Genomic DNA, 14,973 nt, shown 5'->3' with positions numbered 1-14,973 from the left:
TAAATCAACTTTTAATTATATATAGAAGATAAAAGAGAGAAGGGTTTGAGTGAATACATCAGGAGGCTTGAAGCGCAGTTTTATTTTGGCGGGTTTGCTGCTGGCAACGTTTCTATCCGCCATTGAAGGTACGGTTATCGGTCCAGCCGGCCCAACCATTGTAAGTGAGCTGGGGAGTGTGCAGCTGCTGAGCTGGATTTTTACCGCGTATCTGCTCACGATGGCGGTCAGCACGCCGATTTTTGGCAAGATCAGTGACCTGTATGGACGTAAACCTGTTTTCCTCATCGGCTGTGCCTTGTTTTTGCTGGGCTCACTCCTGTGCTGTCTGGCACAGAATATGGAGCAATTGATCATCTATCGTGCCATTCAGGGCATTGGTGCGGGAGCGGTAGTGCCGGTGACGTTTACGATTATCGGAGATATTTATCGCATTGAGGAACGGGGCAAAATCCAGGGCTGGATCAGCTCGGTGTGGGGCATTTCGTCTCTCGTTGGGCCGCTGCTTGGGGGTTATTTTGTGGACAACCTCGGCTGGCAGTGGATTTTCGGATTTAACGTACCATTTGGCTTGCTTGCCATGTGGTTTGTATTCCGTTATTTGAAGGAGGACATCTCACCGCGCACCGCTAAAATCGATTATGTGGGGGCGCTGACCTTTACTGTCGGCATCACCGCACTGCTCTTTGTTTTGTCGGCGGGCGGGCAGTATTATGCCTGGAATTCTCCGTTAATTGTAGGACTAAGCATCGTTGCTGTCTTGTTTATGATCCTGTTTTTTGTTGTGGAAAAAAGAGCCCAGGCCCCGATGGTTCCTCTTCATCTGTTCCGCATTCGGGACATCCGGGTGGCGAATATCGCCGGCCTGCTGACCAGTACATTGATGATCGGCTTAACCAGTTATCTGCCGCTCTGGGTGCAAGGGGTTCGGGGAGGCAATGCAACCGAATCCGGGCTGCTGCTTGCGCCGATGTCGGTCGGCTGGCTGATCGGCAGCGTGCTTGCGGGACGACTGCTGCTCAAAATCGGATCACGCCTGACCTCGTTAATCGGGCTTACCGGCATTGCTGTCGGTTCAGGTGGTCTGTTCCTGGTGGGCGGAACTTCTCCGCAGGCCGTGCTGTTTATTCTGACCTTTATTTACGGTCTCGGCTTCGGCTTTGCCTTCACAATATTCACGATTATTGCCCAGTCATCCGTTGGTTACAAAGAGCGCGGCTCCTCCACGGCACTGCATACGTTCATGCGTACCCTTGGACAGACCATTGGAGCGGCGGCATTTGGAACGTGGCTTAATTTCCGCATCTCGACACTGTCCAGTGAACAAAATCTGGCGGCAGCAGGCATCTCGGAGCGGGACCTGAACGACCTGCTTGCGCCGCATACGGATGCGGTGTTATCGGACGAGAAGTGGACGCTGCTGCGCAGTGTGCTGGAGGGCAGCCTGCACTCCTTGTTTGTCATTATGTTTATCATTGCGATCGTGTCGTGGCTCACTACACTGGCCTTGCGCAAGCGGCTGATCGTTCCCGAGGACGCCGATGCACCGCCACAGGTGGAAGCGGTACAGAAGTAGCGTACAGGCAGTAAAGGAAGAATTGTAAAAAGCAGCTGAAGCTCAGCTGCTTTTTTTAATGCCAACGGTCTGTTATGATGAATTATTCCGCTTTCATTTCTGACGGATGCCGTATCGATGTCTATAGCGCAAAGGTTCAATGGAACTGCCCTGAAGCTTGTGTCTGTAGTCGCTGGTTATGTCCTGCTGGCGGGGGCAAGCGGTATGTTGTTCTCTGTATTTATGTATAGAGGAGATGTGTCCCTGTATGCAGGTGCAATTCGCCAGATGTTTATGATCACTCTGATGTTTGCGGGCTGGCAACTTGTTCTTGGAGCAGGCATTCGGTGGCTGCGAAACAGAAGGCGTGCGTTGGTATAATTCCAGATATAACAGAATAGAAAGCTCGTTTAACTTGTGTTTGAATAGATATGGTGTGAAAAAAGAACATGAAAAAACCGGATTAGCCCTTGTCAGGGTTGATCCGGTTTTTTGGTGCTTTCATGCAAGATCCATGGATGAGTCATACTGCTGATTTATGCCTCAGGTGACGGACCGCCTTTGTCATGACGTAGGGCACCGCGTGCTGCTGGAGCTGCACGAGATGCAAAGAAGTTACGCCATATATGCTGCTCTCAGCTGTTCGCTGACAAGCTGTCTGCACCGTGGGCCAGTTTGCCCAGCAGATCGGACAGCAGCTCCTTGTCCTCTTCACTCAGACCGCTAACAGCGCGATCAATCTTGGTTGCATAGCCTGGATAGATTTCATCCATCGTGCGTTGACCTTCCTCGGTCAGCTCGACAAAAATGATGCGTCTGTCCTGTGGACAATGCTTGCGACGAAGCAGCCCCTTTTGCTCCAGCTTGTCAATGACATAGGTGACGTTTCCGCTCTGCAGCAGCAGTTGGGCACCCACCTGCTGAATCGGCTGTGCTCCTTTCATATATAACACTTCGAGCACTCCATACGCAGTCGGATTAAACCCATGAATTTTACTTCCAGATACAGCGTGTTCATTCACACTTTTGAACGTTTGGGCCAAGGTGCGGTACAGATGAAGTGAACGCTCGGTCCCGATTTCTTGTAATTCCAGCATGCTGATCCCGCCTTTCAGTGTATTTATATAAGTTGATGTGATGGAAAAGGTTCTCTTTGCTGCATAAGTTTGAACTAAAGCTGATTTACCCGGGCACTCCGATGACAGAATAACCTTCCAATCGCTGTTATCCCCAGATTTTTGGAACTTCCTTTTCCAATGGGGAAAATCCGGTGATAAAGGCGACCGCTTCGCTTTTCCAGGTTTTTTCTGTCCTCTCCGTTTCAGTGTAAATATTAGTTAAACTTATATGGATCGTTCCTGTATTAGATCAGATCAACTTATATGAGTTGGATCGTATCGTTTGACGGTGCAGGACACCGTCTTGAATCTATTGTAGACCTCTGTTTCAGCGAAAAACATGCGATATGTCACAAGATTTGCATTTTTAGCATTTAAAATTTGATCATTCATGAAGATTTACCTGGGATATGGCCATATTTAAACATTCGAATAGAGATGAAACGCGGGAAGGAAAAATCATCCTGCGGGTTCCCCATAATCTCCGTCCCGGGCATGAGGTTCAGCAAGCGAATATTTTATACAATCATTTTCATAATAAACATTCGGGATTGATGGAGGAGAAGCGGGATGAGCAGCAAATACGCAATTGATGTACAGGGTTCACTGAAACAAAACCGTCCATTCGTGACACTGATGGTTTCACAGGCGATATCCAATCTGGGAGATTGGCTGCATCTGCTGGCGATTTTGACACTGGTCGGTTTGCGCTGGAATGCAACGCCGTGGGAGATTACGTTTGTGACGTTATCAGCGGCATTGCCGATTCTGCTCACGGGTCCCTTTGCTGGTGCGCTGGCGGATCGCTTGAATCGAAAATGGCTGATGATTACCGCCGATGGGGCGCGGATTGTCATTGTGGGTGCGTTAATTTTTGCCGATCAGATCTGGCATGTCTATGTACTGCTTGTTCTGAAATCACTGTTCGATGTGGTGTTCTCCCCGGCGAAGAATGGCAAGCTGAAAGAGCTTGTGCCGCATCACCAGCTTGCTCAGGCCGTGTCCATCAGCTCTGTGATCGAACAGATGTCCAAAATTATCGGCCCGGCGCTGGGCGGCCTGCTTGTCGCAGCATTTGGTGTTGCCTGGTGTTTTGTGCTGGATGCCTCGTCTTTTCTGATCTCAGGCATCATTTTATTATGGATTCCCGGGTATCGGGTGATCCAACAGGCAAATTCTGACGTAACAGGAGTAGGGGAACAGACAGCATCACCTTCTCAAGGTAAATCATCCTTCTGGAAAGAAACGCTGGAAGGCATTCGTATGCTCGCTTCTCTTCCTCATATCGGAACGTCACTTCTTTTGCTGGCAGCGGCGATTCTGTTTCTGCAATTTGCTGATTCACAAACTGTGGTACTATTCAGGCAGCTTCCGGGTATTTCGGGTGATCTGCTCGGCTGGTGTGTTGCAGCAAGTGGTGTCGGAACGTTACTCGCTGCGATGAGTGTGAGAAAGTGGAAGACTGCAGGCCACGGTTTGAAAATGGGTCTGGGCACCGCCGTTACAGGTCTGGTCATCGGTACGGCTGGTGTTGTCGTTAGCGTATGGCCTTCGGCGGGATTGGGTGCACACCTGCTTCTTATCTCATTATTTGCTCTGGCAGGTGTCGGAATCGGTTTTGCTATAGTACCTTTTCAGATTCTATTGCAGGAACAAACACCGGAGCCAATGACGGGCAGAGTGTTTGGAACCGTGGGCAGCGTGATGACTACAAGCAATATTTTTGGTCCTGTGGTTGGTGGATTGCTGGTCACTTTCTTCGGAGTTATTCCGGCGTTTGTAAGCTCGGGTATTCTGCTGACGCTGCTGGGGGTTCTGTATTTGTTCAAGCCTAAAGGCGGCAAGAAGATGCCCGTGGAGGAAGGTGTTGCGCCAAAGACTGCGGTATCTGGAGAGCTGTCGTAAGGTTTATTTTAACAAGTGAAGAATTCATGGCATGAGTGAAAACTAATTCAAATTTAAAACATTTTTGCTAAAAAACGTGAGAGTGCAACCACCATAATGGTGGAGAGCAATCGTTAATATAGTTTTTACGGTAATATGAAGAAGCAGGGGCTCCGGAACCCCTGCTTCTTTTTGTTTTTTTTTAACCATGTATAATAGGTGGGAATTTAGTATAATTGTTATTACAATTGAATAATATAATTAAGGAGGAATCTGAATGAGTAGGGTGAGAGAGATGGAACGGAAAGTAACAAAGTTTGGTAATAGTCTTGGAATAACGATGACAGAAGCACTCAAACAGATTGGCCTTGAGCAGGGAGACATGGTTCAAATTGAGGTTGATCGAACGAGTGGCGAAATTATTATCAAAAAGTCAGTCAAGGTTAGTTTACCTAACGGAATTAGTAATGATTTTATGGATACTTTAGCTTCAGTTATGGATGAATATGATCAGACCTTGAAAGGTCTTAAAGACAGATGAGCCTTGTTCGGTATTTAAGTATCCAGGAAGTCATTGCGATTAATGTTGCTATGATAAAACGTTACAGCCCAGGAGAGCAGATTGGTGTTAAAGACTCAAATCTGCTTGAATCTGCTGTTCTAAGACCTCAATCATCTGCTTTTGGTGACGAAGCATATCCAACAGTATATGAAGAGGCGGCTGCAATTTTTCAATCTTTGGGTCAAAACCATCCTTTTCAAAATGCTAACAAGCGGACAGCCTTTACGGCAATGGTCATATTTTTGCGCTACAATGATATCCTTTTCAAAATGGAACAGACCTTAGCTGAGGATTTTACGGTTGATATGGTGAATCACAAGTATTCATTTGAAGAACTTACTTCCATGATTCATACTCACTGTCACTTTGAAGAGAATAAATAATCTGACTAGCCAGTTATCTGAGCAATGAATCATGAACTATAATGATTTATTGTTTTTTTGTGCCCAATTTCTGCTCAAATTGATCAAACACGAGAAGCCAAACTCCTTTACAATAACAATAGATCGCCATTGTAAACTTGATTGGACAGGAGTGTGGGGGTATGAAAGCATTTGATGATAGAGAAGAACAAGCTTTAGCTGATCCTATTTTGAACGTACATATTCGCGAAGCGGGTTACGCACCGGGGCAGTCTGCGATCCGCAATATTCGGATGCAAGTTGCACCGGGAGAGCTGGTAGGCATCATCGGACCTAACGGTGCCGGGAAAAGCACAACGATCAAAACACTGCTCGGTCTGCTGGAGCATGCCGATTATGATGTAAATATTGCCGGGGAAGGGCGGTACGCCTATATTCCCGAACAGCCTGTTTTTTACGAATATATGACGTTGTGGGAACATCTTGATCTGGCAGCTGCTGCTTATGAAATCGAAGAAGAGATATTTACGGCGAGAGCAGAGGAACTGCTGCTCCGATTTGGCATGCACCATGTGCGGAATGATCTGCCTGCCAGTTTTTCCAAAGGGATGCGCCAAAAAATGATGCTGATGATCGGTTTCCTATCCTCGCCGGATATCTATATTGTGGACGAGCCGTTTATCGGGTTGGACCCGCGGGCAACGAAAGACTTTCTGAAACTGCTAGATGACGAACGATGTCGCGGGGCAGGGGTGTTAATGTCAACACATGTGCTGGATACGGCTGAACGCATCTGTGACCGCTTTATTCTGATTGCTTCAGGCCGATCGGCTGCGGAAGGAACATTGGATGAGATTCGTGATGCTGCGGGCATGCCGGATGCATCGTTGTTTGACTGTTTTGATATGCTGACATCGGAATGATCGGGGAGGGACACTAATATGGAGCATAAACGTTATACACCCCACCTGTTATACCAGAGAAGACGTAAGGAGCACCTGCGGGAACAGTGGCGCAATTTCAAGCTTGTGGTGGATTGGACAGTATGGCTGTATCTGCTTATTCCGGGGCTGCTCTATTTTGTTGGCTGGTTTACCAGTCTGTGGACCAAGCCTATGCCAGCATGGGCAACTGGATTATCGTTTCCTTTCCTTGCGGGCATCATTGAATTGGTTATTCTGACGGGTGGAGTTCTGCTTTTTGTGGAGGAAGCCGATGTGCTGTTTCTGAAGTCGAGACGATTCTGGATGCGAACAATGATGAAGCGGGGCCTTCTGCGGGTGTTATGGTTACAACTGGTAAAAATGATGCTTATCACTGCACTTGTCGCACCACTGCTTGTTCGTGTGTATGAGATGTCTGTGTATCAGATTGTGTTAACAAGTATCTGGCTGGGAATCACAGCATCGTTTCAGGTTATCGCTATACATACGATTAAAGTTCGATATACAGGCTGGCGATGCTGGCTTCTAATGGGCTTGCTCGTCATTTCAATGGGATGGATGACTATTCTCGCATCAACGTGGATGCTTGGGGAGACGTGGAAAATCGTTCTGAGTATAACGGTCGTTTCGCTGCTGCTCGTAGCTCTGATGCAGCTGCGATTGTTTATGAAGGGCACATTTGAAGGAGATGTGCGAGAGGATCTGCGAACCAGAATAAGGCTGACTGCACTTATGTTGAGTCAGGCGGTGAGCAAACCCAAGGCTCAGAAAACTCGCACGATTGTTTTTCGTAAATCTCGTCCATTATTGCGTAAACGCTCCATACCGAACCGGACGGCGGAGATTGGATTCAGAGCATTTTTCCGCAATTCCGCTACGCTGAAACTGTATTTGCAGTTGGGTGGCCTATCGTTAGCAGCGGTTGCTCTGCCACCATTTCCAGTGAATGTGATCGTATGTGGACTATTGGTCATTATGCTTACTCTGATGCTGTATCGTTCCTGGGATGAGCTGGCGACCTCGGAGTATGTTGAGCTTGTGGTCAATTATGATTCGGGTGCGCTGCATGGGGCAGGGTTAATTATGGTGCGAATGTTATTGTTTCCACTCGTGACGCTGATGGGGTATGCCATGGGCGTGACTTGGCTCGGCTGGCTTGTCGGTTTTCTGCCTGCGGTGTGTACGTTAGTGTTTGCCTATGTAGTCGTGTCTGTCACAGGGTGGATCAGACAGACTCGCGCATGAATATACAGAGCTAATATCATAGCAGAACCAAAGCAGATCCCCTTAACACTAGTGGTTGAAAGGAATTCAATGACTGAAGCATATCACGCCGCTTTACTGCCCATGCTATAGAAGACCAGCCCCGAGAATCCAATATAACTTATGAAATCTGAATCCTTGAAGTATTGACGAATGGATGAAGCATTATTGAATGGATGAATAATTGCATGGGTGATTGGATGAAAGGGCGAGACGAGAAATCCTATAGTCAGGAGGAGCTGCGTGTGATGGATAACAGTGAGCTTCAAGTGCATTTTTCCGATCCTTCAGCACTGCTTGCGGCAAAAGCAACCTTGGAGGAGTTAGGTTATAAACCGTATCAGTCTGCACCACTTGAATTATACATCCCGACAGATCGTCAGGACCCGCAATCTGCGGTTGAGATTGTTCAGTCGCATGGCGGGAGTGCAGTTTTTGCTTCTTCAGCAGAGGAAATGGACCTGTTTCAAAATGTATCCATTCCCGCTCATCTGGTGAACGAGGACTGGAACGAGCAGTATGCACGCGGTGGAAGCCAGACGTTGAACAGCACCCAAATTACAAGCCCAAGCGAACATAACCATAGCGAAGACCCGGCTTATGACGATGCTGCAGACGGGTTTTCGGGCAGTGTCAAGGCTTGATAGTAATAGAAAAAGGAACTGGTCAATGAGCGGGCTGGTCAATCCTGCAAAACAACATCCAAAAGACAACCAAAAGATAACCAAAAGACAACCGTAGCAGGCGTCAGGTTATAACAGTAACAAGTCACAACTATGATGAGACATAACGTAACAAGTCATAATCGTAACGGGCCACCCGTGACAATGCAAACCAGAACAAAGCCAAAACCGTAACGGGACATACCGGGACAATGCGAACTAGAGCAAAACCACAAACGTAACGAGTCCACTGTGACAATGCAAACCAGAGATAAGACCGCAAACGTCACGAACAAACCAGAACAAACAAGCCCAAAATAAACTCACTCTAACGAAACACGCACAACAAAGTAACGCTACCTAATCATCGCCAGTAAGCACCTCCCATACCCCTGACTTAACAAGATAAACCTGCACAAGACATAACTGAGACAGAGAGCGGTGTAAAAATGCTTGCGGCAAAGTAACAACGGCACTAGGATGGCATATGAGATAACTGTAAAAAAGTATAGAGGCACCTCGTCAACGATTATGAAAATAATTGATGGGGTGCCTTTTTTATTTTAAGGCAAGTTATACCATGAGATGGTGGGGAACACTTGGCATATTCTAACGATTCCAGGAAGCGCTATTTGCTGCTTTATGGAGTGTTTTAGAACGTAACGATTCCCAGAGATGTTATTTAGCCCAAAATGACTCTGATGATGCTGAAAAGTCGGTTTTTGAGCGAAATAGCGTTCCTGAGAATCGGGGAGACGTATGCCCACCATCATCTCTCTAATCAGTGCGTGTGTCTGTATTCGGCGGCATGCATGCCAGCGGTGTATCCGGTGGAGAATGCAGCCGTTATATTATAACCGCCAGTGTAGCCGTGAATGTCCAGTACTTCGCCGCAAAAGAATAATCCTGGAAGCAGCTTGGATTCCATCGTTTTAGGGTATATCTCCTTTAAGTGAACACCGCCTCCGGTAACAAAGGCTTCCTTGAGGGATCTCGTCCCGTCTGCACGGAAGGTAAATGACTTCATGAGTCCACATAGATGGCTTAACATGCCCTTTGGGAAATGGTGAAAGGAGAGATCGTCCCCGATCTCTGCACGTTTCATAAGCAAAGGGATGAGACGCTCCGGCACCCATGTTTTCAAAATATTTTTCACAGCCTTGCGAGATTCCTGCTCCAGGCCTTGTTTCACCTGTGCTTCCAGCGCAGCAGGGGTTAGGTCAGGGAACAGGTCAATGCTCATCGTGACCTGGGTATTGCCGGATTTCATCTGTACCTTGCGAATAAACTGACTGCAGCGCAGGGCAACCGGACCGGATACGCCAAAATGGGTGAAGATCATATCTCCACGATGGGAGATGACGGTTTTGCCTTTGGCATCAAGCACAGACAGAGCAATGTCACGCAGAGACAAGCCCTGAAGTTCTTTGGACTGAATCCAGCTCTCTCCGGACACAATGGGCACTTCGGTTGGATACAGCTCTGTGATGGTGTGACCTGCGGCTTCAGCCCAAGGATATCCGTCACCCGTGGAACCGGTTTGCGGCACGGATTTGCCCCCGGTTGCGATAATTACAGAGCGGCCGTGTATGACTTTACCCGAAGCCAACTTAACCCCTTGCACATGCTGACCGTTCTGAATCAGCTCTTTAACGGGTTCTTTAGTACGGATTTCTACGCCGAGTGAGACAATTTTACCAACAAGCGCATCCACAACCGTTTTGGCTTTGTCTGTGACAGGGAACATTCGGCCGTTGTCTTCTTCTTTCAAGGCGATACCGAGATTTTCAAAAAAACGCATGATGCCCTGATTATCCAGATTCTGAAATGAGCTGTATAAAAAACGTCCATTCCCCGGAATGTGCCGGATCAGCTCGTCCGTTTCCTTCGCATTAGTGACATTGCAGCGTCCTCCGCCCGAGATGCCGAGCTTGCGGCCCAGTTGATCTCCCTTATCCAGCAGCAGCACAGAGGCTCCATGCTCGGCAGCTGCCACACAAGCCATCAGACCTGCGGAACCGCCGCCTATTACGATAACGTCATACATACATAATTACCTTCTTTTTATTGATTTTGTCTGTTTTTTTATAGACGATGTCTACTACTGCCTTTTTCTGTAATGAGGCAGTGTTATACGGTGTTCTATTTTGCGGCTTGAAGGGATATATTGTAATATACTGTCGCCTATGTTTTAATCAGAATTAATGAGGGAATGTGCAGGTCGAGGAGGAGATGACGTTGTGGTTGCGTTAAAGGACATTCTTTTACAAGTACTGCTGGCAGGATCGGCAGTGGTCTTGATTCCCTTATTTTATCTGGGTCTCTCCAAACAGCAGGTAATTCGAAATAATCATATAGATAAGGTGAATTACAGCTTTACAGTAACGAGTGTGCTCAGCATGCTGTTATGTCTGCTGTTTGCGTTATCTGAAAGTACCGAGACCCTTCCTATATCCCTAAGCATTATCCCGGTTACGCTTGCGGTTCTTTATTGTAACCCCCGTATAGGCGCGGCCTTGTCTCTTCTACATATTCTCTTCTATTTTCTTATAGCACATCCCTATAATTTGTACGGATTTTTTCTTCATACGGGTATTTTTCTCTATCCTATTGTATGGTTGTCAGCCAAACGATTCAAGCACAATACATCATCCGGTCAAATGAGAACAGTTATCGGGCTGATCTTTGCTGAAATGATGGTGTCCGGCTTGTTGCGGGTGATCTCGTTTTCTTCTGATACTGCTTTTTCTCAAACGTTTTTGATCCTGTCAGGGCTCGGATATATGGCAGGTGCACTGGTTGCCGCTAGCCTGAGTCAGCTGTGGCTGGAAAGGATGAAGCATTATCGCGGAATGGAACAGCATCTCTCTGAAGTGCACCATCACTACATTACAGAAACGGAGAAGCTGCATCAAATTATGAATGCGGTTCCTTTATCCATTGCTACAGTAGATACGGAAGGCAGGATTGTTTTTGTCAATGAAGTCATGAAAAAGACTGCGAAAGAGCAGCTGCCCTGCACCTCAGCCAATAATTTGATCGGACAGCATGCCAGTCAATTTGTCGAGCAGGAGCAGGCAGAGAAAATGGAACACAGCATTCATCAAGCGATTGCTCATGGTGAGGCCAATGTGCTGACGGTTCGGTACGGCTCACATGTATTTTTGTCACGCACGGTGCCGATCTATGCTTATACACAAAACGGGTCGAAAATTGTCTCCGGGGCGATGCTTATCATTCAGGATATTACAGAGCTGGAGATGCTGCGCAGCGAGCTGGATAATGTAGACCGTCTGAGTCTGGTGGGCCAGATGGCGGCAAGCATTACGCATGAAGTACGTAATCCGATGGCGGTTGTCCGGGGATTTCTTCAATTAATGCAGGAAAAGAGCCCGGAATCCCTGGACCACTATTATCGGATCGTGTTGGAAGAGCTGGATCGGGCCAACAGCATCATCAATGATTTTCTGTCACTCGCTCAGAATCGGATTGCTGAGAAGGAAGAATCGCAATTGCATGATATTATTCATGAGCTCAGTCCGCTGCTTTGGGCCGATGCGAATCTGCGCGGTCAAAGCATCGAGCTGATGCTGGACCATAATGTGCCCAAGCTGAATCTCAACGCCAAAGAGATCAAACAGGTCGTGCTTAATCTCGCTCGTAACGGCATGGAAGCCATGAATGAGAAGGGCGTGCTTACGCTGGAGACACGCACGGATGGCGACAAGGTGGAGCTATGTGTACATGATACGGGGCCTGGGATCCCGCCGGTGAAGAAGGAAAAGCTGTTTGAGCCCTTTTTTACAACCAAAGCAAAAGGGACTGGACTTGGATTATCCATGTGTCTAAGCATCGTAGAGCGGCACAATGGCACAATTACGGTTGAATCGGAAGAAGGGCAGGGCACGACGTTCAAAGTTGCCTTTCAGCGTTAGTGAGTCAGCATATTTTGCCAGAGAGTCAGCCATAATAAGATAGAGAAAGCCGTTCCGCAGGTGTTGTCTGAATCTTGCTTTCATTGCTTGGGGATGTATAATAGGAGTAGCACAGCGTGTATCCATTTTTTTCGATATGGACGCATTCACGGGTGCACAACGATCGGCCTCTAATTTTACAAGCGAGATCATAGAACAACCATTATAAGGAGTGAAACTGAAATGTCGATGTCATTTGATCAATACATGAGAGATATGGTTCAGCCAATGCGGGATGAGCTGACTAGATTGGGAATTCAGGAACTGCGTACACCGGAAGAGGTTGAAGCAAGCCTGCCGGATGCGAAAGGAACAGCACTGGTTGTCATTAACTCTGTGTGCGGATGTGCGGCTGGTCAGTGTCGCCCAGGAGTTGCTCAGGCGCTTCAGAACGATATTACACCAGATCATCTTTACACCGTATTTGCTGGTCAAGACAAGGAAGCTACTGCGAAAGCACGTGAGTTCTTTGCACCATATCCACCTTCCTCACCGTCCATCGCCCTGATGAAAGACGGAGAACTCGTTCACTTTATCGAGCGTCACCAAGTGGAGGATCGTTCTGCAGAGGAAATCGCGGCTGACCTGACAAGTGCGTTTGATCGTTACTGCCGTTAATTCGCTCCATAGAACGCCCCGCTCTTCGGATGACCGATGCCGGGGCGTTTCATTTTGGACAGATCAGGTTATTGAACCATTCAAACCTTTCAAGCCAGGTGTCAAATTTCCGTTATAGAGTAATACGATGCCGCCAGATTTTAATCATGCAGAAACGGGGTGTATGACGATGAGTTTGCAACAACAGATCATCGCTGAATTGAAGGTTAAACCAAGCATTGATGAAGCCGAGGAAGTGCGCAAGCGTGTAGACTTTTTGAAAACGTATGTGAAAAATTCCGGTACCAAAGGACTGCTGATCGCGATCAGTGGCGGAATCGATAGTGCAGTCGCAGCAGCGCTGTGCAAACAGGCTACAGACGAGCTTACTGCAGAAAACAATCAAGAGTACAAAACGCTTGGCGTATTCCAGCCTTATGGAGAGCAAGCGGATATTCAGGACAGCTACGCTGTAGCCAAAGCATTTGATCTGAAATATGTGGTCGAGACCAATATTGAAGATGCCGTGAATGAGATTGCGCTGGAAGTGGAGCAGGGCTTCAAGTCTCTGGGCAGTCCGCGTCATATGACGCATCAGGGCAAGGGCAATGTAAAAGCAAGAACACGTATGGTGATGCAATATGCACTTTCTTTTGAAGAAAACCTGCTTGTTGTGGGTACAGATCATGCGTCCGAAGCGATTACAGGTTTCTACACCAAATGGGGCGATGGAGCTGTGGATATCACACCGCTAAGCACGTTGAACAAACGTCAGGTGCGTCGGCTTGCTGCTTACCTGAAGGTGCCGCAATCCATTCTGGACAAAGCTCCTTCTGCCGGACTATGGGAAGGTCAAACCGATGAGGATGAGCTGGGTATTTCATACGAAGCAAACAGCGATTACCTTGAAGGCAAGCAGATTGACCCTGCCGCGCAAGAGCGCCTGGAAGCCTTTTACAAACGTACACATCACAAGCGTAATGCCATTCCTGGTATCTGATTCGGGTGAAGGTTGGTCAGCTGCTATAAATGGTGAAGTGGCATGCATCAACTGTAATCCTAACCATGTGCATCGAAAACATGTGTACCAAAACGATATGTTCCAAGAGCGGAGACATGTGTAATATGTTTCTGTTGAAAAAGGAGTCATTGCCTCGGGCAGCGGCTCTTTTTGCTTTTTTTGGGGAAATTGGATATTTGCAAAATGGAAACTCGCATCCCTGCACGCCTCCTGCTACAATAGAATACGTGTTCGGAAAGGTGCGAATAATTCGATTAAAAATTCGAATATATGCTCCATATAAGGTGAACTGAAAAATTTACAGAATCCACTTGGGTGACATGTAAATGAATCGTTCACTTATATAGATCATTTCGCAAAGATATGATGTGAACATTATTTTAATAGCCTAAACAATTAAGCGGGTGAAGCATTGTGATATATGGCATCGGCAACGATATATTAGAGATTGGACGGATGCAGAAACTGCTGTCTGGCCGGCATGGTGAGGCATTTATGAAGCGCATTTTGACCCCGGCTGAACGTGATATTGCAGCTCATCGCGGCAAACGGATGGCCGAGTTTGTTTCTGGTCGTTTTGCGGCTAAAGAGGCCGTGTCCAAGGCGTTTGGCTGCGGGATCGGGGCTATCATGAGTTTTACGGATATTGAAGTGCTGCCTGATGCATCCGGCCGCCCTGTTGCTTCGTTGACCAGTGAAGCCTGGGAGCGATTGCAGCTTCCTTATGGTAAACAGTATGAAATTCATCTCAGCATCACACATCAGACAGAACTGGCCGCAGCATTTGCCATTGTGGAGCAGGTGCAGTGATAGGTATAGAGACAAGTTATAGGGATGGAGACAAATGATGAATAGCTGGTTATAGCAAAGAGCGTTGCGAATTTATGTCTTACCCTGTTGCTTGGCATGCAGGATGCGTAGAGCGCACGAATGATGAGATCTGATAAAAGCAAGGCTTCATAACCATCGTGCAAGATGTTGTATCATTTGAGTTATTGCTCATTGATAATACAGTCGTTATTTGGAATGAA

The 14,973-nt window shown here is 47.3% G+C and carries 14 protein-coding genes; 12 read left to right on the top strand and 2 right to left on the bottom strand.

Annotated elements, in window-relative coordinates:
- The first annotated feature begins 67 nt into the window (after nucleotides 1-67).
- Nucleotides 68-1,576 carry an MDR family MFS transporter gene (locus HNR77_RS23470; protein ID WP_221443978.1) on the top strand — a complete coding sequence of 503 codons (1,509 nt, stop codon included), beginning with the start codon at nucleotides 68-70 and terminating at the stop codon, nucleotides 1,574-1,576.
- A gap of 117 nt (nucleotides 1,577-1,693) precedes the next feature.
- Nucleotides 1,694-1,936: a hypothetical protein gene (locus HNR77_RS23465; RefSeq protein WP_184189739.1), complete on the top strand. Its 243-nt coding sequence runs from the start codon at nucleotides 1,694-1,696 to the stop codon at nucleotides 1,934-1,936.
- A gap of 254 nt (nucleotides 1,937-2,190) precedes the next feature.
- On the opposite strand, the gene HNR77_RS23460 is transcribed toward HNR77_RS23465, so the two are convergent.
- Complete coding sequence (locus HNR77_RS23460; RefSeq protein ID WP_184189737.1) at nucleotides 2,191-2,652, bottom strand: MarR family winged helix-turn-helix transcriptional regulator; 462 nt, start codon at nucleotides 2,650-2,652, stop codon at nucleotides 2,191-2,193.
- Nucleotides 2,653-3,243: 591 nt separating this feature from the next.
- Between HNR77_RS23460 and HNR77_RS23455 the strand changes: the two genes are divergently transcribed.
- From HNR77_RS23455 to HNR77_RS23430, 6 genes are all read left to right on the top strand, one after another.
- On the top strand, nucleotides 3,244-4,578 hold the full coding sequence (locus HNR77_RS23455; protein ID WP_184189735.1) for an MFS transporter: 1,335 nt from the start codon (nucleotides 3,244-3,246) through the stop codon (nucleotides 4,576-4,578).
- Nucleotides 4,579-4,834: 256 nt separating this feature from the next.
- Complete coding sequence (locus HNR77_RS23450; protein WP_184189733.1) at nucleotides 4,835-5,098, top strand: AbrB/MazE/SpoVT family DNA-binding domain-containing protein; 264 nt, start codon at nucleotides 4,835-4,837, stop codon at nucleotides 5,096-5,098.
- Nucleotides 5,095-5,502, top strand: a complete 408-nt coding sequence (locus HNR77_RS23445; protein ID WP_184189731.1) for a type II toxin-antitoxin system death-on-curing family toxin — start codon at nucleotides 5,095-5,097, stop codon at nucleotides 5,500-5,502. The genes HNR77_RS23450 and HNR77_RS23445 overlap by 4 nt, the downstream gene beginning before the upstream one ends.
- Before the next feature lie 161 nt (nucleotides 5,503-5,663).
- Nucleotides 5,664-6,404: an ABC transporter ATP-binding protein gene (locus HNR77_RS23440; RefSeq protein WP_184189729.1), complete on the top strand. Its 741-nt coding sequence runs from the start codon at nucleotides 5,664-5,666 to the stop codon at nucleotides 6,402-6,404.
- A gap of 18 nt (nucleotides 6,405-6,422) precedes the next feature.
- On the top strand, nucleotides 6,423-7,670 hold the full coding sequence (locus tag HNR77_RS23435; protein WP_184189727.1) for an ABC transporter permease: 1,248 nt from the start codon (nucleotides 6,423-6,425) through the stop codon (nucleotides 7,668-7,670).
- Between the two features lie 206 nt (nucleotides 7,671-7,876).
- Nucleotides 7,877-8,332 (top strand): hypothetical protein, encoded by a 456-nt coding sequence (locus HNR77_RS23430; RefSeq protein ID WP_184189725.1) that lies wholly within the window; start codon nucleotides 7,877-7,879, stop codon nucleotides 8,330-8,332.
- Nucleotides 8,333-9,131: 799 nt separating this feature from the next.
- Here HNR77_RS23430 and HNR77_RS23425 read toward each other — a convergent pair.
- The gene (locus tag HNR77_RS23425; protein ID WP_145406331.1) at nucleotides 9,132-10,397 is read right to left on the bottom strand and encodes a BaiN/RdsA family NAD(P)/FAD-dependent oxidoreductase; all 1,266 of its coding nucleotides are present in this window, start codon (nucleotides 10,395-10,397) and stop codon (nucleotides 9,132-9,134) included.
- A 193-nt stretch (nucleotides 10,398-10,590) separates the two neighbouring features.
- On the opposite strand from HNR77_RS23425, the gene HNR77_RS30710 reads away from it, so the two are divergent.
- The 4 genes from HNR77_RS30710 (at nucleotide 10,591) to acpS (ending at nucleotide 14,752) form a co-directional block, all read left to right on the top strand.
- Nucleotides 10,591-12,285, top strand: coding sequence for a two-component system sensor histidine kinase NtrB (locus tag HNR77_RS30710; RefSeq protein ID WP_184189723.1), 1,695 nt, complete (start codon nucleotides 10,591-10,593; stop codon nucleotides 12,283-12,285).
- A 222-nt stretch (nucleotides 12,286-12,507) separates the two neighbouring features.
- Nucleotides 12,508-12,942, top strand: coding sequence for a BrxA/BrxB family bacilliredoxin (locus HNR77_RS23415; protein WP_110899630.1), 435 nt, complete (start codon nucleotides 12,508-12,510; stop codon nucleotides 12,940-12,942).
- A 169-nt stretch (nucleotides 12,943-13,111) separates the two neighbouring features.
- Nucleotides 13,112-13,921, top strand: coding sequence for an ammonia-dependent NAD(+) synthetase (gene nadE / locus HNR77_RS23410; RefSeq protein ID WP_184189721.1), 810 nt, complete (start codon nucleotides 13,112-13,114; stop codon nucleotides 13,919-13,921).
- 435 nt (nucleotides 13,922-14,356) lie between these two features.
- Nucleotides 14,357-14,752, top strand: coding sequence for a holo-ACP synthase (acpS, locus tag HNR77_RS23405; protein WP_184189719.1), 396 nt, complete (start codon nucleotides 14,357-14,359; stop codon nucleotides 14,750-14,752).
- Nucleotides 14,753-14,973: the final 221 nt, after the last annotated feature.

Origin of the sequence: Paenibacillus sp. JGP012, from assembly GCF_014203995.1 — a bacterium.
Classification (GTDB): domain Bacteria; phylum Bacillota; class Bacilli; order Paenibacillales; family Paenibacillaceae; genus Paenibacillus; species Paenibacillus silvae.
The sequence above is the reverse complement of the archived record's forward strand: the minus strand, read 5'-3'. Positions and strand labels throughout refer to the sequence as shown.